The 19665-nt window shown below is 63.2% G+C and carries 20 protein-coding genes and 1 pseudogene; 10 read left to right on the top strand and 11 right to left on the bottom strand.

All coding sequences use genetic code 11. The annotated features are described in order from the left end of the window. Positions 1–2: 2 nt before the first annotated feature. Together CXQ97_RS15795 and CXQ97_RS20670 are read left to right on the top strand one after the other, a co-directional pair. On the top strand, positions 3–743 hold the full coding sequence (locus CXQ97_RS15795) for an alpha/beta fold hydrolase (RefSeq protein ID WP_104181841.1): 741 nt from the start codon (positions 3–5) through the stop codon (positions 741–743). A gap of 324 nt (positions 744–1067) precedes the next feature. Further along, complete coding sequence (locus CXQ97_RS20670) at positions 1068–1262, top strand: hypothetical protein (protein WP_368784512.1); 195 nt, start codon at positions 1068–1070, stop codon at positions 1260–1262. A gap of 417 nt (positions 1263–1679) precedes the next feature. On the opposite strand, the gene CXQ97_RS15790 is transcribed toward CXQ97_RS20670, so the two are convergent. Next, on the bottom strand, positions 1680–2531 hold the full coding sequence (locus tag CXQ97_RS15790) for an excalibur calcium-binding domain-containing protein (RefSeq protein WP_104181840.1): 852 nt from the start codon (positions 2529–2531) through the stop codon (positions 1680–1682). Positions 2532–3436: 905 nt separating this feature from the next. Continuing rightward, entirely contained in the window at positions 3437–3634 is a 198-nt protein-coding gene (locus tag CXQ97_RS15785) for a hypothetical protein (protein WP_104181839.1), read from the bottom strand. 1119 nt (positions 3635–4753) lie between these two features. On the opposite strand from CXQ97_RS15785, the gene CXQ97_RS15780 reads away from it, so the two are divergent. The 3 genes from CXQ97_RS15780 to CXQ97_RS15770 are packed head-to-tail and all read left to right on the top strand — an operon-like array spanning position 4754 to position 6504. After that, positions 4754–5215, top strand: a complete 462-nt coding sequence (locus CXQ97_RS15780) for a MerR family transcriptional regulator (RefSeq protein ID WP_104181838.1) — start codon at positions 4754–4756, stop codon at positions 5213–5215. A 36-nt stretch (positions 5216–5251) separates the two neighbouring features. Continuing rightward, positions 5252–5434 (top strand): hypothetical protein, encoded by a 183-nt coding sequence (locus tag CXQ97_RS15775; protein WP_104181837.1) that lies wholly within the window; start codon positions 5252–5254, stop codon positions 5432–5434. A gap of 23 nt (positions 5435–5457) precedes the next feature. Next, positions 5458–6504, top strand: a complete 1047-nt coding sequence (locus CXQ97_RS15770; protein ID WP_104181835.1) for an NAD(P)-dependent alcohol dehydrogenase — start codon at positions 5458–5460, stop codon at positions 6502–6504. A gap of 1271 nt (positions 6505–7775) precedes the next feature. Here CXQ97_RS15770 and CXQ97_RS20405 read toward each other — a convergent pair. After that, positions 7776–7904, bottom strand: a complete 129-nt coding sequence (locus CXQ97_RS20405) for a hypothetical protein (protein WP_258062659.1) — start codon at positions 7902–7904, stop codon at positions 7776–7778. 30 nt (positions 7905–7934) lie between these two features. Further along, entirely contained in the window at positions 7935–8279 is a 345-nt protein-coding gene (locus CXQ97_RS15765) for a hypothetical protein (RefSeq protein ID WP_146069683.1), read from the bottom strand. Between the two features lie 154 nt (positions 8280–8433). Here CXQ97_RS15765 and ppk2 point away from each other — a divergent pair, with 154 nt between their 5' ends. Then, positions 8434–9288, top strand: coding sequence for a polyphosphate kinase 2 (ppk2, locus tag CXQ97_RS15760; protein ID WP_104181833.1), 855 nt, complete (start codon positions 8434–8436; stop codon positions 9286–9288). Positions 9289–9421: 133 nt separating this feature from the next. On the opposite strand, the gene CXQ97_RS15755 is transcribed toward ppk2, so the two are convergent. The 5 genes from CXQ97_RS15755 to CXQ97_RS15735 form a co-directional block, all read right to left on the bottom strand. Continuing rightward, positions 9422–10138: a hypothetical protein gene (locus CXQ97_RS15755; protein WP_104181831.1), complete on the bottom strand. Its 717-nt coding sequence runs from the start codon at positions 10136–10138 to the stop codon at positions 9422–9424. 216 nt (positions 10139–10354) lie between these two features. Next, positions 10355–11689 carry a LamG domain-containing protein gene (locus CXQ97_RS15750; protein ID WP_181035111.1) on the bottom strand — a complete coding sequence of 445 codons (1335 nt, stop codon included), beginning with the start codon at positions 11687–11689 and terminating at the stop codon, positions 10355–10357. A 462-nt stretch (positions 11690–12151) separates the two neighbouring features. Then, entirely contained in the window at positions 12152–12934 is a 783-nt protein-coding gene (locus CXQ97_RS15745; RefSeq protein WP_104181828.1) for a hypothetical protein, read from the bottom strand. Between the two features lie 310 nt (positions 12935–13244). Beyond that, a complete protein-coding gene (locus tag CXQ97_RS15740) occupies positions 13245–13997 on the bottom strand; it encodes a DUF72 domain-containing protein (RefSeq protein ID WP_258062658.1) in 753 nt (250 codons plus the stop codon). 66 nt (positions 13998–14063) lie between these two features. Further along, complete coding sequence (locus CXQ97_RS15735) at positions 14064–14744, bottom strand: SDR family NAD(P)-dependent oxidoreductase (protein ID WP_104181827.1); 681 nt, start codon at positions 14742–14744, stop codon at positions 14064–14066. Between the two features lie 102 nt (positions 14745–14846). Here CXQ97_RS15735 and CXQ97_RS15730 point away from each other — a divergent pair, with 102 nt between their 5' ends. After that, a complete protein-coding gene (locus tag CXQ97_RS15730) occupies positions 14847–15689 on the top strand; it encodes a helix-turn-helix transcriptional regulator (RefSeq protein WP_104181825.1) in 843 nt (280 codons plus the stop codon). 293 nt (positions 15690–15982) lie between these two features. Further along, positions 15983–16291, top strand: coding sequence for a hypothetical protein (locus CXQ97_RS15725; RefSeq protein WP_104181824.1), 309 nt, complete (start codon positions 15983–15985; stop codon positions 16289–16291). Between the two features lie 79 nt (positions 16292–16370). Here the strand turns inward: CXQ97_RS15725 and CXQ97_RS15720 are convergent, their stop codons facing one another. After that, positions 16371–16694, bottom strand: a complete 324-nt coding sequence (locus CXQ97_RS15720) for a hypothetical protein (RefSeq protein WP_146069682.1) — start codon at positions 16692–16694, stop codon at positions 16371–16373. A gap of 1017 nt (positions 16695–17711) precedes the next feature. Then, on the bottom strand, positions 17712–18119 hold the full coding sequence (locus tag CXQ97_RS15710) for a RidA family protein (RefSeq protein WP_104181820.1): 408 nt from the start codon (positions 18117–18119) through the stop codon (positions 17712–17714). Positions 18120–18256: 137 nt separating this feature from the next. On the opposite strand from CXQ97_RS15710, the gene CXQ97_RS15705 reads away from it, so the two are divergent. Next, complete coding sequence (locus tag CXQ97_RS15705; RefSeq protein WP_104181819.1) at positions 18257–19114, top strand: bifunctional 2-polyprenyl-6-hydroxyphenol methylase/3-demethylubiquinol 3-O-methyltransferase UbiG; 858 nt, start codon at positions 18257–18259, stop codon at positions 19112–19114. A 334-nt stretch (positions 19115–19448) separates the two neighbouring features. Beyond that, a pseudogene (locus CXQ97_RS20665) lies at positions 19449–19493 on the top strand (hypothetical protein); the annotation flags it as partial. Positions 19494–19665: the final 172 nt, after the last annotated feature.

Raw genomic sequence — 19665 nt, 5'->3', positions numbered from 1 at the left:
ACATGGCAACTACGACGAGCAGTCCGACCATCATTCTCATCGCCGGCCACTGGCTGGGCGCCTGGGCGTGGGATGAAGTCCTCGAACACCTGAAAACCGACCACTCGCGTACAGTCGCCATGACGCTGCCTGGTCTCGACGGGGGCGATCCCGAGCGTGCGGGGAAGACTCTCGATGATCAAGCCGCAGCGGTCATGGACGTCTTGGCTCGACTCGGGGTCTCCGAGGATCAGCCAGCGACTCTCGTCGCTCACAGTGGGGCGAACGCCCCAGTCAGCCTCGTCCTGGACCGGCACCCTGAGCTTGTTGATCGGGTGGTGTGGGTCGACTCCGGCCCCGTGGCGACGGGAAGCGTCTTCGCCCCCGACCTCCCGGAGGGATTGGAGGAGCTTCCGCTGCCATCCTTCGACGTCCTCGCACAGCAGGCCAGCCTCGAAGGCCTGAGCACGGAGGTCCTCGAGCGCTTCCGGGCCAGGGCCGTCCCTGAGCCCGGCCCCGTGCTTCGTCAGGCCGTCGAGCTCACCAACCTTGCCCGGCGCAAGGTCCGGACCACCCTGGTGTGCTGCTCGATCCCGAGCGCGCAGGTGCTGGAGCTGGCCCGCGCAGGTCACGCCGTGTTCGCCGAAGTCGCGAACATCGAGCACCTCGACGTCATCGACGTCCCGACAGGACACTGGCCTATGTGGAGCCGTCCTCTCGACCTCGCCCGAGCCATTCAGTCAACGGCTTCTCGAACCACCTGAAGTCCACGTACAGCCCTGAAGGGGTCAGTCTGATTACCGACAGCACGCCTTGCGCCCGAGTCGACGGCACACGGCTCATCGCCTCGAAACGCTGGCGATCAGAGCTGGATTCCGTAAGACGATCCCTCTACGTCCACGCCCCGCATCTTCTTGAGAATTGGATGCTCAGCAAGCATCCTCTATCGGGCCCGATCAATCAGCGGACTTGATGACCAACATCCGTCCCGGTTCACGAAACGGTCATCGGCTGAGAGCCGCGAACTCTGGTTCGGGCTGGAGACGTACCTGCTGGCGAACGCCGCCGACCACGGCCGGCGCCTGATCGTGTCCACCGGGACTGTCCTCTGTGACCACGATCCTGTGTATCGGGGCGTGGACATACCCTTGCGCTTCTTCAAAGGCGCCGTATTCCTCCACAAAGGGTCCCTCGCCGCCACCGGGTACGTCGTCGACCAGACGCCGCAGCTGGAGGAGTTGCCCGACGCACCAAAGCCGGGAGCGATTGGCGAGGGAGATTAGGAACGCTCCCCCACTGAGCCCGTTCCGCACCTTCCAGGTCCCCCTCCTCGCCATCGCTCAGCTCACCGGCCTGGACCTAACCCAACTGGCCGCCGTCGACAGGATCCCGATCGCCGCCGCGCTGTCCAGCGCACGGGTGACATCGGCCTGGCGGAAGCTGTCGAGCCCGGAGAGCCTGGAGCTGGACTTCGACCTTAAGAACCAGAGGCGCTATCGGTACCAGCACACCGAATCCGCAGGCGCAGTTTTACATACGCTTCCGACCGCTGATCTGGGCTTTTGGCCAGTCGCAGGACCAAGGGGTGGCTCAAGGAATGGTGGTCCCGACCGATGACCTCATCCAGAAGTAGCGACGAGGGAGAAAGTCCGGTGGTTACAACCCTAAGGATTACGAGCCGGTTCGGGGTGTCGGCGGGATTAGACCTTGGCAGTGCGGCGTCGCACTACGCACATGGCACCAGATGCTGCCATGAGGGCCAGGCCCCCACCAAGGGCGAGAGCATTCTTGTTGTGGGTGGTCGCTTGGGAGACCCCGGTATCCGCTCCGCCAACGGGCATTCGCGTCACCTGCGGGATTTCGACAGTCGGAGGCAGGGGTTGACCCACAGCATCGTCGGGCGTTGGTTCACCCATAACATCAGGGCGTCCCAGGGGTACGAGGCTGGCGTCGTAGGCTATATCGGCGTTCTCGCACCCGATACCGTTGCGGTCGGTGTCAAGGTTCGGACTATATATGTGCGAAACAATCGGGATGTTGTAAAGACCATATGACGCCGCTGCAGCGCAGTCCTGGAACCAGACGGGGGCCGTTGGGTCACGCACAACATCAGGGTATCCCAGGGGTACGAGGCTCTCGTCGTAAGCTATATCGGCGTTCTCGCACAGGATACCGTCGCCGTCGGTGTCAGGGTCCGGAACATAACCGCGCGAACCAACCGGGATGTTGTATAGACCATATAAAGCCGCTTCAGCGCAGTCTTGGAAGAAGACGGGGATTGTTGGGTCGCCCAAAAGATCAGTGTCTCCCGGGGGCACGAGCTTGACGTCGTAAGCTACGTTCGCGTTCTCGCATGCGATACCGTTTCCGTCGGTGTCAAGGTACGGAGCATAGCCCGGCGAACCAACAGGCATGTTGTAAACACCATATGAAGCCGCTGCAGCGCAGGTCTGAAAAAAGTAGGGGTAAGGAGCCGCTATGGCGGGGGCCACAGAGAGGATGGAGCACCCTCCTGCGGCTACCAGTGTCGCGCCTACGGCAATATTTTTCATTTCTCCTCATAACTCTTCTACGGGATGAGAAACGCCTGCGTGATGCACAACACCTGTGATCTAGCAAGATAAGCAGGAACGCGTTCGGCCTGTCCAGTCTTTTTCAACGTTCCTTCGCCTACCCCGTAGATCAGCAGCAGAAGCCGGCGGTACCCGGATGGAGGAGGTTTGGTGACCAGCACGAGCCCCGAACCGGCCAGGGCCACCGGTCCCTCGGAGCCACCGTCGCTCGCCGTGAATCAGTCCCGGTTCGGGCCCCCGCCTAGAGGGCCGGCGATAACCCGCATGACGATCCACTTACGGACGGCGTTCGATGATCTGTTCAACTCAGTACGCTTCTTATGCCCACGGCTGGGGGTGGCGACTCTAGTCGTGTTCAGGGTGCAGCGTCGCATCTGCATAGGTTTCAACCCACCGGGTGAAAGTGGTACGAGGTGTGCCTCCAGGCGTCACTGTTCTCGGCTGCTGTCACACGCAGAGCCCGCCCCTCAGCGACCGCACGCACGGGCGGGTTGCGCCACGTACCCCGGTCCCAGACATCATGGGCTTCTCCAGTTGCTGGTGTCACGTCACATCCCTAGGACGAGGAAGTCCAACCTGATTTCATGTGCGGACGCGCGGTGTGAGTGGCATGGCCAACTGTCGCAGGCGGAAGGCGGTTTGTTTCAACCGACAGCGTTAGTTCCCGGGTGGCCCTGCTTGCGGAGCTTGGCACCTGACGATGCACGGTGAGGATCAATCCGTTCCACCGGCGCGACGATGCGGCTGACAGCACAAGAGGATCGTGTCCGGTCGGGGATCCCTGACCGGGCACATGTCGGCATGGTCTCCTGCAAGCCCATATGCCCAGTCCACGCCTTGCACATGTGCAACAAGGCCGCCTGAATGGGAATGCTCCCGAACCTTCAGGCCGCCTCTCCATCGATGACGGGCGGCAGTGAGGGCAGCATCAGGACCGGGGCGGAGCGGCGCTCACGCAGGGCTACCTGGATCGGCAGGGGCGGCATCAGCCGGCCCCACTCGATGATCTCGAGGGTCCGCCGGGACTGCGGGACGGGCGTCTTCGAGTTTGCGTCGTGGTATTCGCCGGGGTGGGTGATCATGGCTTGCTTCTCTTGCTGGTGATGAGTCCTTCTGCAGGATATTCGTTGCCGGTGACACTTCGGCGAGGTGCCCCCGCGGTGAGCATCATCACCGCGGCAGCGATCACCGGCTGCTGGTGGATCCCCAGGCCGGCTCCGTGATGTCGATGATCATCCGGTGGAGGTCGGCGCCGTCGAAACCGCGGACGAGCCCGCCGCTGGGCTGGCCTGATGATTGTTACGGGAGTCATTCGAGGTACCGAGCTGGACCAGGTGAGCGCCGAGGGCGCGACTCCTGGGGACGCGAAAGCTCAGATGTTTTCGAGGATGCCCGAAGGGTTCGCCCTGATCGTAATTCACGCGGACCTGGAATCGTAGGACTTGGGCTTGTTCAGCAACTAGACGGGAAACAGCTCGAGTGAGGCAGTAGAGTTCCCGATCCATGTGCGAGCTCGAAGGTGAGAAGAGGGCGCCGTTCGCTCATCCCGCGTGAGAAGCGTCTATGGCCGTGGCTCGTGCATGACGTCCGTATACGAAAGGGCAAGGTCGAGCACCACGTCGATCTTGACCGAGTGTCGGTAGGCGGTCGCTACCCGGGTGATCTCCCTTCCACACGACGTGGAGCCGATGCGGTCGCTGAATGGGACCGCGTTCCGGGCAAGTGGGTCGACTACCCATACGACCACCGGCTTACGGACGGGGGAATCAGGTTGCCAAAGGGTCCAATCTGTCTTGCTTTCATCCTCTTGGCGTCTGTTTCAGTTGTGTCGGATCGGGGTCAGTGGAGGAGCGACGAGCATGGCACTTGAAGTTTCGATCGGAATCGGTCTTGCATGCTTGTTCGGATCGGTATTTTTCGCAGTCACCTACACCACACGGTTTGAAAGCATGAGCGCTCCGCGCGCCGGAAGAAGTGCGCTGTCGCGTGCCTACCATTCACAGCGGTCGGACTTCTTGCCTTTTTCTTCAGTACAGGCTTCCAGCCCTGACCAGCGCAAGCGTCAAGCGAATAGCGGCGCACGGTCGCGGATCCTTTGGTGAGACCGGCAGTGCTGGGGCGGACCGGCGACGTCTCACCAACTTGGGTCGTTGCCGAGGGCGGCTTGTCTTCGAGCACTTGAAGTTCCTATCGTTGACGGAGTGAGTACACCGACCATCCGAAAGACCTACACGATCAAGGAAGCGGCGGCCCTGACGGGTCTGCCAGCCAGCACGCTGCGCTATTACGAATCGATCGGCGTGATCACTCCGATCTCCCGCGGCGCGAGCAGCAAGCACCGGGTCTACACGCCGGAGGATCTGGATCTGTTGACCTGGGTGTCCTGCCTGAGCGCGACGGGCATGTCCGTGAGTGACATGCGTCGCTACATCGGGAACGGGGCGCTTGGGGCTGACGCTGCCCTGGAGCAGATCAAGCTGTTGAAGGCCCAGCAGGAACAGCTAGCCTTCGAAGCGAAATCCATCGCCCTGCGGAAACGGTACGTCGCACTGAAGATCGACTACTGGCAGGCCGTCCAGGCCGGAGATGAGTCCAGGGCTGCTCGGCTGTCGGACGAAGCACGCTCCATGGCCGACGACCTCAAGAAGACCAGGAAGCACTAGGGAATAGCGCGCCCCTCAGCGGATCGGACGGTCCGCGTGTCCGGAGCGCCCACACGAAGGAAGGCACCACCCCACGAGGAGCACTGGCACAGCGCTACCGCCGACCGTTTCATGGCCCACATCGCCATTCAGGAAGTGGACGCCCAGGGCCAGGTCGTGACGTGGGGCGGGCACATCACCGACCCGGACTACGGCCGGCCGGCCGGAACCAGCAACTGAACGCCCCTACAAGGAGAAAACACATGACCACCACAGTTCACGCCTACGCCTCACCCTCCGCCGACGGAGACCTCGCCCCGACCACCATTGAACGCCGCGACGTCGGCCCCCATGATGTCCTGATCGACATCAAGTACGCCGGCATCTGCCACTCCGACATCCACACCGTGCAAGGTGACTGGGGTCCGCAGCCCTACCCCCTGGTACCCGGACATGAGATCGCGGGCATCGTCGCTGAAGTCGGTGCCGAGGTGACCCGGCACGCCGTCGGCGACCGCGTCGGCGTCGGCTGCATGGTCAACTCCTGCGGGGAGTGCAAGAATTGCACCGCAGGCGACGAGCAGTACTGCGTCAACGGGATGGTCGGCACGTACGGTGCCACCGACCGTGACGGAACCATCACCCAGGGCGGCTACTCCACCCACGTCGTGGTCACCGAGGACTTCGTCCTGAGGATCCCCGAGGGCATCGAGCTCGACGCCGCCGCTCCCCTGCTCTGCGCCGGCATCACTACCTACTCACCCCTGCATCGCTGGGGCGCCGGGCCTGGCAAGAAGGTTGCCGTGATCGGCCTCGGCGGCCTCGGCCACATGGCCGTCAAGATCGCACACGCCATGGGCGCCGAAGTCACCGTCCTCTCACAATCCCTCAAGAAGCAGGAAGACGGCCTCCGCCTGGGCGCGGACCACTACTACGCCACCAGTGACGAAACCACGTTCACCGACCTGGCCAGCTCCTTCGATCTCATCATCAACACGGTCAGCGCCCGGATCGACATCAGCGCCTTCCTGGGACTCCTGACGGTCGACGGCGCTCTGGTCAACGTCGGCGCACCCGCCGAGCCACTGCCCGTGAACGCGATGGCGCTCATCGGCGGTCGCCGCTCATTCGCCGGCTCGATGATCGGCGGCATCGCCGAAACACAGGAAATGCTCGACTTCTGCGCCCAGAATGGTATTGGTGCTGAGATCGAGGTCATCCCTGCCGAGAAGATCAACGACGCCTACGAGCGGGTCCTCTCCTCGGACGTCCGCTACCGCTTCGTCATCGACGCCGCCACCTTCGCCTAGGCGACACAGCCCGGGACATGTCAAAACCCCTACCACCGCGACCACCCTGGATCGGAACGTGGTGGTAGGGGTGCCCCGGCTCTCCGGGCCCGACAGCACCGCCGTCCCGCTCCCAGGCAACGAGGCCGCCGCAAACCCCACCAACAAGCACCACCCTGCGTGAAGGAAGGACCGTAGACCTCGACGACCTCACCAGACTCACACCCACCGAGCGGTTGCACGATAAGGCAGCGTTGCATGAAATCTCGACCCGCGATCGCTTGGGTTGCAAAAGCCCCGATCGGACCCTGAAAACAACGCGATACGAGCCGTTCTGCGCTGTGGCGTCTGGGTGTACTTGTCGCAACCCCAGGTCTTGTCTTGGTTGTTCTTGCTAGCCAGCTGTTCAGTTGCGGGCGGGCACGACACGGACGCCTTCGGTCAAGAACCACAGGTCGTGCCTGCGTTCCATCGATTTTTCGAGGACTTCGTGGGCGTGATATCGGTCCTGGGGCCCCACCTCGGATGTCTCGTCGTCCAGTCCGCAGTGGGCTTGGAGGACCGCAACAGTGACGTCGCCCGCGCACTTGCAGCTATCGGCATGACGGAGTGCGTCTCTTCCAAGGCAAGCTCGAGTTCGGTATGCAAGATAGGCAGATCCCCGCAGGCACCGACACCCTCGCACACGCCATCACCACGATTTCCGAGGGACTGGCCCTCTGCGCGCATGATGGCGTCCCACCAGGCATGCTGCAACGACAGGCGACAGTGGACGCAGCATGATTCCGGAAGCCGAATCGGAAATCGAGGGGCCAGCGAGGGAGCGAGAGCCCCACCGAGCGGACTGATCCCGGGTCTGCGCAGGGCGTCCCTGAATCCTTCAGAGCGTCCGCCGCAGCCTGATCATGGGAGCTTGGGTGGAGACCACTTTCGCAGGGGGACTTCGACCCCAGGACGCATCTAGCGACTCCACTGGCATGTCGTCACCGCTGATGACTTTCATCTCGCGAATCATGTGGTGTCAGACGTGTCAGACGTGTCAGGCGGTCAGGCTGGACTGCCGATGGCGGAGTGCTGAATGGCGACTGGTAGTTGCGCCTCTAGCCCATTGATCGAATCCGGTGGGTTGAACGGGTGACGCTCCGGGGTCGCGCTGTACTCGAAGTGCCTCGTCGATTGCGGTGGACGGTGACCTCAAAGGGCTCCATCCGACGAGCCTAGGTCGAGGGTCTCCGCCCCTTTCGAAGGTTTGTCCCGGGGCGGAATTCGACTGCGGCATTGCTCCGTTGCGACTAGATCACGTTCTCTCGCACCATCGGCACGATGAACTCGTACATGTGGGTGTCGTCGTTCGCCGCGATCTGCCAGGTCCGGTAGTAGGGCACTTGTGGGTGCTCGGGTAGCCCCCAGAAGTTATTCACGCCCCAGGTCGCGACCTGTTCTTCGCTGAACTAGTCGCCAGTTCGTCCGGGTGCGACCAGGCGAGGCTGGATGTGAAGGAGCATCGGAAGGTCGGTGCCGGGTTCGAGGACCTGGGAGAACGCTTCGAGCGCGCTCTCATCAATGTGGTCGAGGCCGATGTTGCGCGTCGCCTGGACCTCGGGGAGGGAGAGCGTTTGGTTCGAGCCTTCGAGCCGCTTGAACAGGAATTGGCAGGTGCCGCACCAAGAGGACAATTCGAAGGCATCCCTGTCGTCACGTCGTAGGAACCTGCCTTCCCTCGTGTCGTCACTGAACCGAAGGACTGTGGTGTCGGCGTTACCTAGCCTCCGTGGTTCGCCTACTTCAATCAGCATGAGCGCAGTCCACGGAACGAAAGGACCGATCCCGCCCGGCCGGAAACGGTTCTCAGTAGCGCCCCTCCGTTCGAACACTGCAGCAGTGCGTAGGCCAATCCTTCAGCGGGAGGAACCTCCCTGAATCGGCTTGATCTAGGGCAGGATATGAGGTGTGGTCAAGAAAACGTCTGATGAGGCGAGCCCCCAGGTCCTGTCGAAGAAGGAGTACGAGAAGGAGCTGCTGCGGTTGCAGGAGGAGCTCGTCGCCTTGCAAGAGTGGGTGCGCAAGACGGGGACGCGGCTGGTTGTTCTTTTCGAAGGTCGCGACACAGCAGGTAAGGGCGGAACGATCCAACGCATCAGCGGTGCGCTGAACCCGCGCTCGTGCAGGGTTGTTGCACTCCCGGCGCCGACTGAACGCGAACGTTCGCAGTGGTACTTTCAGCGCTATATTTCCCATCTGCCAGCGGCCGGGGAAATGGTGCTGTTTGACCGGTCTTGGTACAACCGCGCCGGGGTGGAGCGGGTGATGGGGTTCTGCACTGATGAACAGTATGCCGACTTCGTCGACACTGTGCCCATGCTCGAGGAGGCATTAGTTTCCGACGGAATCGTCCTGGTGAAGTACTGGTTGAGTCTTTCCGACTCTGAGCAGCGCCGTCGATTCCAGGCCCGCATCGATAACCCGGCCAAGCGTTGGAAGCTGAGCCCAATGGACCTTGAGGCGCAGGCTCGGTGGGTTGACTACGCCGAGGCGAAGGACAAAATGTTTGAGTTCAGTGACACTGAGCACAGCCCGTGGTGGGTGGTGGATGCCGACAACAAGAAGGAAGCCCGGCTCAACCTGATAGCTCATCTGTTGTCCCTGTTCGCCTACGAGCAGCCGGAGTTGCCGGACATCGAGTTGCCCGAGCGCCAGAACCGGACCTATGAGCGGCCGCCGTTGGACCGCCAGCGGTTCGTGCCCCAGCGCTACGAGATCGGGACATCGGGAAAAGGGCCGAAGGCCAAGAAGGAATCTGCCTAGCCTAAGTCCCGCTGAGGGGGACCAATGGTCGATTACTACGACAAGGGCCCCGTCGTCGGATTCCGAATTCGCCTGCACTAGCCGTTGACTAGGCCCGTAGGCGGATCCCCGGTGGAAACGGTGAATGGCAGAGTCAGGGTTCTTCGTGCCGTTTGGTGTGTTCGCGCGCAGCGGCATGCACGGTGCGGAACTTGTCACCAGATTCGACTGCCGCAACGACGGCAGAGTCTGGATCATGGCGCAGGGCGTCGATGACGTGCTCGGGCAGATCGACCTCTCCTGCGAGGTACCACCGGGCAGTCGGCGATCCCGAGCCGACGATGCGGCCAGCACGATCCAGGTCCGCGGGTAGCCCTTCCGGTGGAGTGTCGAGCCGCCCGATCTGGAACTGCAGATGCGGCGGCGACCGGTGCCCTCCTGGCTGGTAGGCCGGCTGCACGTTCAACGAGATCCGGGCAGGACCCCCATCCCACATCACCCAGTCGGCTCCGAGCCCGGTCCACTCCCCCCAGCGCGGATCATCCCGTGGCCAGGCGGGCCACCCCGGATCGGACCCGTACCGCTCCAGACGCGCATCCTGATCGAGCCGCCGCGCGAGTTGCTGGCCCGTCGCGAAGATCGTCGCAGCGTCCTCGTCGGTCAGGAAGACCGCCAGGTTCGGTGCGTGGTCAGAGGACAGCAGTGACCAGGAGGGCTGGTCAGGGCAGTACCAGTGCCCGCCGTCGACAGCCCGGACCCACCCCGCAGCCTCTATTCCGGCTGCGAGGGAATCGGCGTCCGAGAGCAGGCCCCCGCTGACTGCGGCGTGCGTCACGAACAGGACCTTGTCCAGAACGGCGTTGCTGGTCATCGTGCTAGTCAGGCAGGCACCGTCGCACCTGTCAATATCACCTCACGAGGGATCCCTGACAGGGACGCCACAGACCTTGTTCCCTCGCGGACGAGCTGGCATCGCTCGAGAACCGCGACAGTCTCCTCTGTCACCGTGAATTCAGGGCTCTATCGGTAGGACCGCCTGTCGTCGCTTCATCAGAACCGCTCATGAGCCGTCCTCAGTGTTCTACGGTCAGGGCGCAAAGGCGAAGGAGTCGACGATCGGGCCTGCACCGGTGTGGTTGAGGTAGGTGGAGAGGTCGTGCTGGTCCAGTACGGCAGTGACTTCTATCGCGACGTTGCCTCCGTTCCAGTCGAGGAGGTAGAGGCGCATTTGCAGTGGCGCGCCCAGGACGTGGTGGAGGTCAGACACTCCACCCCCGATGAGAATCGGGACCGCGTGAATGGAACCTGCAAGGGGACACTCGCTCCTCCATTGATCGTCGACGGTCAAGTCAAGCGCGACTCCTGAGAGCCCGCCGGTGATCACGGGGGTGTCGTCCATGACCTGCAACCCTGGCGTGTTGCGGTACCACTCGGCGAGCTCGTCGGCGCTCGTGCCCACGCCGGGTTGCGCGACTTCCCCGCAAGGCGCGGCCGCGCGGATGTTCTGGTAGATCCCGATGTAGCTCCCACCCCAGATCCCTGCGCCCTGGTCCTCGGGCCTGCTCAGCAGGACGTTACCCGGAAGGTCCTCACCGTTCTGCCACCCTCTCGGAACCGTATAGGACAGTGCCGGTGCGAAGGCTGTCGTCGAGTAGGTCCCCGCATCAAGGACTCCCCGGCAAAGACCACCATGCGGGTTGGGGCACACGGATGCGGCGGATTGGTCCGGTTGATCAAGGCTGGCCCCCTCGGGCACGTCGTCCTGCGCGACTGCGCTTACCTCGTCGGCGCTGAGTGCCCGCGGCCATGTCCTCACGTCCGTGATCATGCCGGTGAAGAAATCCGATGGCTGCCCGTGGGCTTGGGCGCGCCCGAATAGGAGCGGGCCCTGGGCTGCGTAGACCGGGTCGGTTGCGACACCGTGCTCGCTCACCGGGTACCCGTTGAGGAAGAATGTGGCCCGCCCGGCTTCTGAGTCGTACACGCCCGTGAGGTGCACCCACGCGTCAGGTTGTACTTCTACCTGCGTCGCGCGATCCCGGTTTGTCACGAAGGCGTCTCCATTGCCGTCTTCAGGCTTGACCGAGAACGACCACATTCCCTCGGCCACGCCCAGGAAGAATGCACCCGCGAGATCGCCTGCCTGACTGAGTACGACCGCGTACTCCCCGAGCCGGCCGGTCGGACGAGCCCACGCGGTCACGGTGAAACTCGCGTCAGTAGCGATCGGGCCCGGCGTTTCGGTGGTGGCGTAACCCGTCCCGTTGACCGCCAGGCCCTCGTCGGTCCACTGCGCGCCATCCTCGACGGCGAGAACTGCGTCACCGCCCGAAGCATCGGGACTAGTCAATGACCAGGCATTGTCCGCACCGTCCTCGCCAGGCGTGGTGCAACCGCCGAGTGTCCCGATCAGCGCAGCCACGAGGATTACCGCGACGGCATACGACCGGATGCCAGGCGGCAGCGGTGAGATGGTGTGTGGTTCCGGCCCGGGGGTAGTCCGCCTGATGCCCATAGTGGTCTCGCGTCATCGGAGAAATTGGAACCCTCAATAGGGCCAGATCGAACGCGCACGACGAATCGGCACTCCTGCGAGACCATAACCGGCCACATCCACTCCTGGGGATGTAGGGCACAAGGGTACGCCCGGCACTGCAGCACCGGAAGCATGTCCCAGTCGCGACGGACTCCGATGTCAGCAAGTGAGAAATCGAGGACGGGGCTCGAGCGGACGATGGTTGAAGTCGATGAGGAGGCGGGATCGCCACCTGTGATGCCTGTGCGTCGAACGATGCGTATCGAGACACTGAGGCCATAGGACGCCCAAGTGGGTACGGAGAAGGAGTCAGGACCCGCGGGCGGGATCGCCTATCGCCTTGGTTGGTCACTTGTCGGACGTGAACACGATCGAGTCGAAGACGGCGCGTGCCTCCCTCGTCAGCTCCGGACTGGTCGATTCGTGGAACTGGACCACCCAGATGACAGCGCGCTGGCCGTCCAGGTCGACCACACGGAAGGTTTGGCGTTCCTCATTGGTCGAGTACCAGCTTGTGCATTCGTTCGAGAATTCTGAGCTGATGCAGAACTTGTCGCGGTCACAGGGGGTGATGTCCAGGTCGCCCTCGACAGAGTGGTCGAACTCGAAGCCGGAGTAATCGCCCACCATGACCTCGACCGGAGTGGTGCTCGCTGTCGACGTCTGTGCCGTCATGGCGTCGACGAAGGCCTCGGCCGACGGGCCGACCTCGACGAGGTTGCCTTGCCACGCGCAGGCGTCGGTCGGCACATAAGGGGTGGGCCAGAAAACCACGGCGACCGCCAATTCATCCGGGTGATCCGGGTCGTCCTTGAACAGCACTTCACCGCCATCGCTCAACCAGCCGCCCGGGACGGTGATCTCGAAAGGTTTCGTGAAGCTGCTGACAAGGTAGGTGCCGGCTTCGAGCTCGCCGCTGTCCGGCAGCGGGGGGACCGTACTAGAGTCGCCGCCGTCCGGCTGCGGTGGGACCGTGCCGGCCTCCGTCGTCGGAGTACTGGCCGACGGGAGGGAGGCGTCGTCGGGCGCGTACTCGCACCCGCCGAGACCTCCGACCAGTGCGATAGCCACCAGGAGCAAGAGATGGCGCGACCGTTGAGTGGCCTTTTCGAGGGGTGTCATGGAGCTCATCGATCCACCAGGCCGCTACAGGCTGCTGTGAGGCCCCGCAGCCGGATGGCCCCGCGGGCGGCACAGGATGGGATGCCGTCGCCTCAAGTCTCCTCCGGTCCAGAACCCGTGACAATGAAGAGGTGAGCGGAGATCAGTTTCGATTCATGCACTCCCCCGAACTGACAGGAGCGACTGAAGCAGTGTTGCGGTAACGCCACATGTGAGGCAGTTCTTCACCGCCCGGGCCCAACTATCCCGAGGGCTGGCGGTATCCTGCATCTCGCAACCGGTGGGTTGCAGGACATGGGGAAGCGATCGGATGAGTATGTCAGCTGCCGGTAAGCGGGTCGCCCGCTCGAACGATTGCCTGCAGCGTCTGGGCGTTCCGCACCGCGTTGCCGCCGCCGTCATTATTGAAGTACACATACGCGTCCCGGCCGGCGCCGTGCCACTCCAGGATCCGATCCGCCCACCAGCGCAGGTCCGCGTCCGAGTACGAGCCCGCGTAGAGATGCTCATGGTCCGGGCCGTGCAGCCGCACGTAGACGAACGGCGCCGTCGCCTTCAGGATGCACGGCAGCCCGGCGCCGCTCATCACGCAGTAGGCGGCTTGGTGTCGCCCGAGCAGACCGTAGACGGCGTCGTCGTCCCAACTCGGATGGCGGAACTCCACCGCCACTCGAATCCACCCCGGCACGCGGGACAGGAAGTAGTCGAGGCGGGCGTCGTCGCGCTCCATCGCCGGCGGTAGTTGGACGAGCAGGACAGCCCGACGGTCGCCCAGCTCATGCCAACAGCGGGCGATCCGCTCGATCCAGACCTCCGGCGCGTACAACTTCTTACCGTGCGTCAGCCCGCGCGGCGCCTTCACCGATAACGCGAAACCGGGGGGAAGGCGACGCTGCCACCCGGTGAAGGTCGTATCGCGTGGCCAGCGATAGAAACTGGCATTCAGCTCCACCGTGTCGAAGCGTGCCGTGTAATGGTCCAGTCGCTTCGCAGGCGCGGTTCCCTGCGGGTAGCAGACCCCGTTCCAATGGTCATAACTCCATCCGGAAGTGCCGATGCGGATCTCGCTCACGTTCGCCACACTACTGATACGCCCTTCGCTCCACCATCGCGACGTCGCAATGATTGACGTGAACCGTCAGTAATGGATCCGTCCCTGCCGGTTGTGGAACTGGCCGGTCGGCCCGTCGGCTGCAACGAGGGCGAGGGCCACCGTGGCATCTGTTCCCTCGGTCACCGTCTGGTGACCGCCGTGGCCGTTGAAGTCGGTGGCGGTATATCCGGGGTCGCTCGCGTTGATGCGGAACGTGGGCAGGTTCTTTGCGTACTGCACGGTCAGTGCGATGACGGCGGCTTTCGATGCCGCGTACGGGATGGCGGGTACGGTGAACTCGTCGTGCCCCTCAGTGCTGAGGAAGCGTGGCCACCCGACTCCGGAAGAGACATTGACGATCACCGGCTGACGGGACAGGCGAAGAAGGGGCAGCGCCGCTTGGGTGACTCGGACGATTCCAAGCACGTTGGTGTCGAGCACCTCCTGCAGGGCCTCGGGATTCAGGTCATCGACACCGAATGACGTGCCGAGGATGCCGGCGTTATTCACCAGTACGTCGAGTTCGGGCAAAGAGCCGAGGGCGGCATCCACGCTCGCCTGGTCCGTGACGTCGAGCTGCACGGGATGGGCGCCGAGTGCGCGGACCGCTGCACCGGTGGCGAGGTCACGCATGCCCGCGTAGACGGTATGGCCTGCCTCGATGAGGCGGCGGGTGGTTTCGAGACCGAGGCTCTTGTTGGCGCCGGTGATCATTGTTGTCGTCATGCCTTCATCGTGCGCCCGACATGCCGACTCATCCAGGCACCCGTCGACAGGGGGACTGCCAGTACCACCGTGATCATGCGGCCGAAGAGGACAATGAACACCATGAACGAATTCGCCAGCGTCCTCAGAGCATGGCGGGAGCGGGTCGGACCTGCGGATGTTGGCTTCCCGGCCGGTTCTGGTCGACGCACCGCCGGCCTCCGGCGCGAGGAGCTCGCCTCCCTGGCCGGGATCAGCGTCGACTACATCGTGCGCCTCGAACAGGGTCGCGCCCGACATCCTTCCCCTCAATTGCTCCGGGCCCTGGCGAACGCGCTGCGCCTCACGGACGACGAACGCGATCATCTCTACCGGTCCGCCGGAGCCGCGCCACCTGCAGCGGGAGTAGTTCCGCAACACATCGGTCCCGGAGTGCAGCGCATCATCGATCGCCTTTCCGACGTGCCGATGGCCGTCTTCACCGCTACCCACGACATCCTGCTGTGGAACCCGCTCTGGGCCGCGCTCAATGGTGACCCTTCCAGCTATGTCGGAATCGAGCGGAACCTGGTGTGGCGACACTTCACCTCAGGTCACCCAGGCACCGACTTCGACGAGCAGCATGAAGAGGACTTCGCCAGGGACCTCGCAGCAGACCTTCGCGCCGCTGTCGGCCGCTATCCACGCGATACAGCTCTCAACCACCTCGTGTCACGGCTCCGTACCGAGTCGCCCGAGTTCGAACGCCGCTGGGCGGAGGCGCGGATCGCCGATCACCGGTCAAGCCGCAAAACGGTGACGTCCACCCCGGTCGGGCCGATCACCATCGACTGCGACGTGCTGACCGTTCCCGGCAGCGACCTGCGCATCGTCGTCTACACGGCCGCGCCCGGAAGCGGGGACGAAGCCAAACTCGACCTCCTACGCGTGACCGGCCTCCAAACGCTCACACCAACGCCGGGATGACCGCGAAGGAACCCTGACAAGCGAAGCGCCTAGGCTCAGCAGCCGTGCACCAAGGCGTGGCTCAAGAACTCGACCCTCGATGCAACACACCGAGTGACCATCAGAGTGACTGCCGAAGTTCGCGGCGGTGATCGTGTCGATGGTGGGTGGCCGGGGAGGACGGAGATACCTGGCCCCACTTCATGACTCGCCGAGGCGCTACCACCGACCGAACGAACACCCCATGGATGAGCGCGGTGCGGTGAAAGATCCTCAGGCGGGACGGTTTATTGGCTCGAATCCAGACTCGTGGGATGAAGCCGTCCGAGGTCACTGTCGATGATGAGCTGTTCCGGATCAGTGAGAAGAAGCAGCCGGATGGAGTCCTCGGCTATGACGTCTCGTGGCTCAACGGCCCAGCATCGGGAACCTACGGATTCACCGTCGGTAAGTGCGCGGTCGGTCCGGCAAGCCACACGCCAGATGACATGGCGCGTATGACTGGAGCCGAACTGATCGATGAAGTACGAGAGTTCGTGAAGTCGTTCTACGAAGCTGGCGGGACAGGAGAAGACTTCCCCGACCACATCCCAGCAAGGATCCGCAGACAGCTCAGGCGGTAGAAGGTGATCTTCGCACCGTCGGGCACCTGATTCGCAGGAGGATTCACTTACAAGCTTGTCGGGCATCCCTGACCGAGGCTTACTGCGCGTCGACTCCATACCTGGTGAACTCCAGCACGCGCTCACCACCGCCTGCGGTGTCGACGGCTTCCTGCACATGTACAGCAAAGAGTCCGAGCTGTCCGATGATCGGCCTGCCATCATCCGGGTCGGACATGATGTCGGAGTCGAGCGCGGTGACTGCATCGAAGATGCCCGCGAGTGGCACCCTGAACAGGAACTCGCGGCCGTCAGGTGTGAGAAGCCATACCTGCTCCGTCGCCCCCTCCTGATCGACGCGAAGGGTGCCGCACCACGTGAGCGCTGCTCGCATGGCTCGTACGAACTCGGAGTAGTCCTGCATGTACTCAGCGTGCCGGACGTGTTGCAGAAGGACCAGAGGCAAGGGCAGACATGAGTCTCACTGCGCCAGCACGGCATCGAGCGATAGACGATCCACCCTCGTGCATTCTGTGTCCTGCCCGATGGGTCTATCTGTGGGAGCGCGTCGGCCTGTTGTCGAGGCGATCAACGCCGACGGGGTGCGCAACCTGACTCGACGTCGTGCTGCTTCGTCTTGTGGCCCTATGGAGGATCGACGCCAGCACCAGCAGAACGAGGGCGACGAATCCAAGCCCCATCGCAATCGAGCCGGCAAGCAGAATGGCCGCCGGCGGGCCGTCGATCGGCAGGCCCGCTGCCTCCGTCATCTTGTAGTCAACAGCTGATGCGATCGTCGCACCGATATACAGAACTAGCGACAATGCACCTAGACCGACGCCAGCGCTGCCTGCCCGCCGTGATGAACTCACCGTCTGTACTCCCGTGTCAGTTCGAGTCTCACACGGTACCCGCTCCGTGGGCTCTGATCACCGCTTTTCGGTCATGCACACCTCCGCCGGACAGACCCGTGCGTTTCGAGAGCGCCCGCGGAAGGACCGCCCAGGAGGACACTGTCATCGTCCTCGTCCAGAGCCTGTCCGCTCATCCGGATGAGGTGCCATGCCTTCTGCATCCTTGTTCTGCGTGGTGCACTGAACGATGGGGATATCACGTCCACGAACAGTCATCCTCCTGCTCGTCGGAGTCCTGGTGCTTACCGCCGTGGTCGTGGTGCCCAAAGCTCTGGGCTGTGGAGCGGTCCGGTTCGACGCCCCAGGTGAGTCCAGCGCGGTGATGAATAGTCGCTCGCCCGCCGAGGACAAGGTCGATGACGCTGAGTTCTGGTCTGAAGAGCGCATGAGGAGCGCCCGACCGGCTCCCATGCCGACTGCGTGGTGTGCGTTCTTCTACTGAGCAGTAGGAACAAGGCAGTGAGCGCATCTCCAGCTGACAAGCGCGGCCCATTGAGGATCCCTCTGAGGGCAGGTGGGATGAATCATCAGTTACGAACAGCGGCTACGGCTTCGATTTCCACGAGTTGGTTCTCGTAACCAAGGACTGTCACGCCCAACAGAGTGCTCGGGGCGTCGTGAACGCCGAACGCCTGGCGCACAACTTCCCAGGCACTGACGAGATCCTTCCGATCAGTTGATGCCACGAGTACGCGAGTGCAGACGATGTCCTCGATAGTGGCTCCAGCTTCGTGGAGAGCCGCGATCATGTTCTTGATGCACTGTTCCGCCTGACGTGCATAATTGCCTTCTCCCACCGTTGCACCGGCGATATCGAGAGGGCAGGACCCTGCGAAGAAGATGAGCCGTGCATCTGCCGGGACAGCGGCCGCGTAGGCATACTGCACGGTGTCAGAAAGAGCGGTGGATCGGATCAAGGTCACTGCCGAAACCATCGGAGCCCTGCTTTCCCTCGTGCCGACGAATTCCCAGCTTCCCACCTGTTGTCCCTCGGAGGGGGATCCGTTGCCGGGACACCCGGGTCCGCTAGGGACGACGTCGTCTTCCAGGTCCTTTCGCATAGGGTCGCTGGATGGGTGATGACCGTACGTCGATCGACTGGGCTGAAGCACGCGCGACCAACAGGGACAACTGGGAAGACAGGGTGCCGCTGCACGAACAGGCCTACGGGATCGCCGGATTCGACGACCCTGAATATGTGAGCTCAGTCGTTCAGACAGATCTGGCCGCTCTGGCGCCCTTCCTCCCACAGGGCACGGTTGCGGGGTTGGATGTCTGCCACCTCCAGTGCCACATCGGGACCGACACCCTGTCCCTGATTCGCGCAGGAGCCCGGGTCACGGGCGTTGACTTCTCCACGGGGGCACTGGCATCTGCAGCTGCCCTGGCGAAGCGGCTGGGTCTGGATGCGACCTGGATTGAAACTGATGTCCTCGATGCTCGCGCCGCTGTCACCGGTGATTTCGACCTCGTCTACACCAGTATCGGGACCATCAACTGGTTCCCGGACCTGAACCGTTGGGCGGCCCAGATAGCTGGACTATTACGGGCAGGCAGCACTTTCTACATCAGGGACGGGCATCCTGTCCTCTACGCACTCGACGAGAACGCCGACGGACTGAAGCTCCGGTACCCGTACTTCAGCACCGGTCAAGCCCAGGTATGGGACGAGAAATCCACGTACGCAGGAGACGGCACGGTTGCTCATTCTCGGACCTATCAGTGGTCGCATCCGTTGTCCGACATCATGAACGCGCTGATAGGGGCGGGCCTGCAGATTCTTCGCCTCGACGAGGCGACGACGCTTCCGTGGAAATTCTCGCCACGAATGGTGCAAGTGCCCGGAGGCTTCGCTTGGCCCGAATCCGAGCGGGACCTCAGCCCGTGCACCTACACGATTGTCGCCCGCAAACCCTGGGAAGTGCGTTGAAGCATCCTGAAACGCTCATGAAATAGGGGGCTACTATCCCTGCTCCCGTGACGTGCACCATCCGAGCCGCCGACTTCGAGGAGCCCGCCCTCGAGATCTTCTTGCGAGCCCATGTGGTGGATATGGCCCCGGAGTCTCCAAGAGAGAGCCAGCACGCGCTGGACATGACTGCGCTGCGACAGCCGCGCGTCCGGCTTTGGGTCGCTTGGCACGAACGGCGGATCGCGGGCACGTGCGCATTGGCTGTGCTAGCACCAGGGCATGAGGAGCTCAAGAGCATGCGGACGGAGCCCGAGTTGCGGGGCGTGGGATAGCGTCCCAGTTGCTGAATCACGTGCTCGCCGATGCCCGAGCGCGTCACGTCAGTCGTATCTCCCTGGAGACCGGAAGCATGGAGTTCTTCGCACCGGCCCGAGCACTCTATGCCGGGCACGGCTTCGTTCCGCGCCCACCCTTCGGCTCCTACATGGAGGATCCGCACAGTTCAGACATGACGCGCGCAGTAACGACCGCTGGACGATCCTTCCCCGGTACGCGGTGCATCGCTGGTT

This window comes from Arthrobacter sp. B0490, from assembly GCF_002929355.1.
Taxonomy (GTDB): Bacteria; Actinomycetota; Actinomycetes; order Actinomycetales; family Micrococcaceae; genus Arthrobacter_D.
Note: the sequence above shows the minus strand (reverse complement) of the source record. Positions and strands in the feature narration are given on the sequence as shown.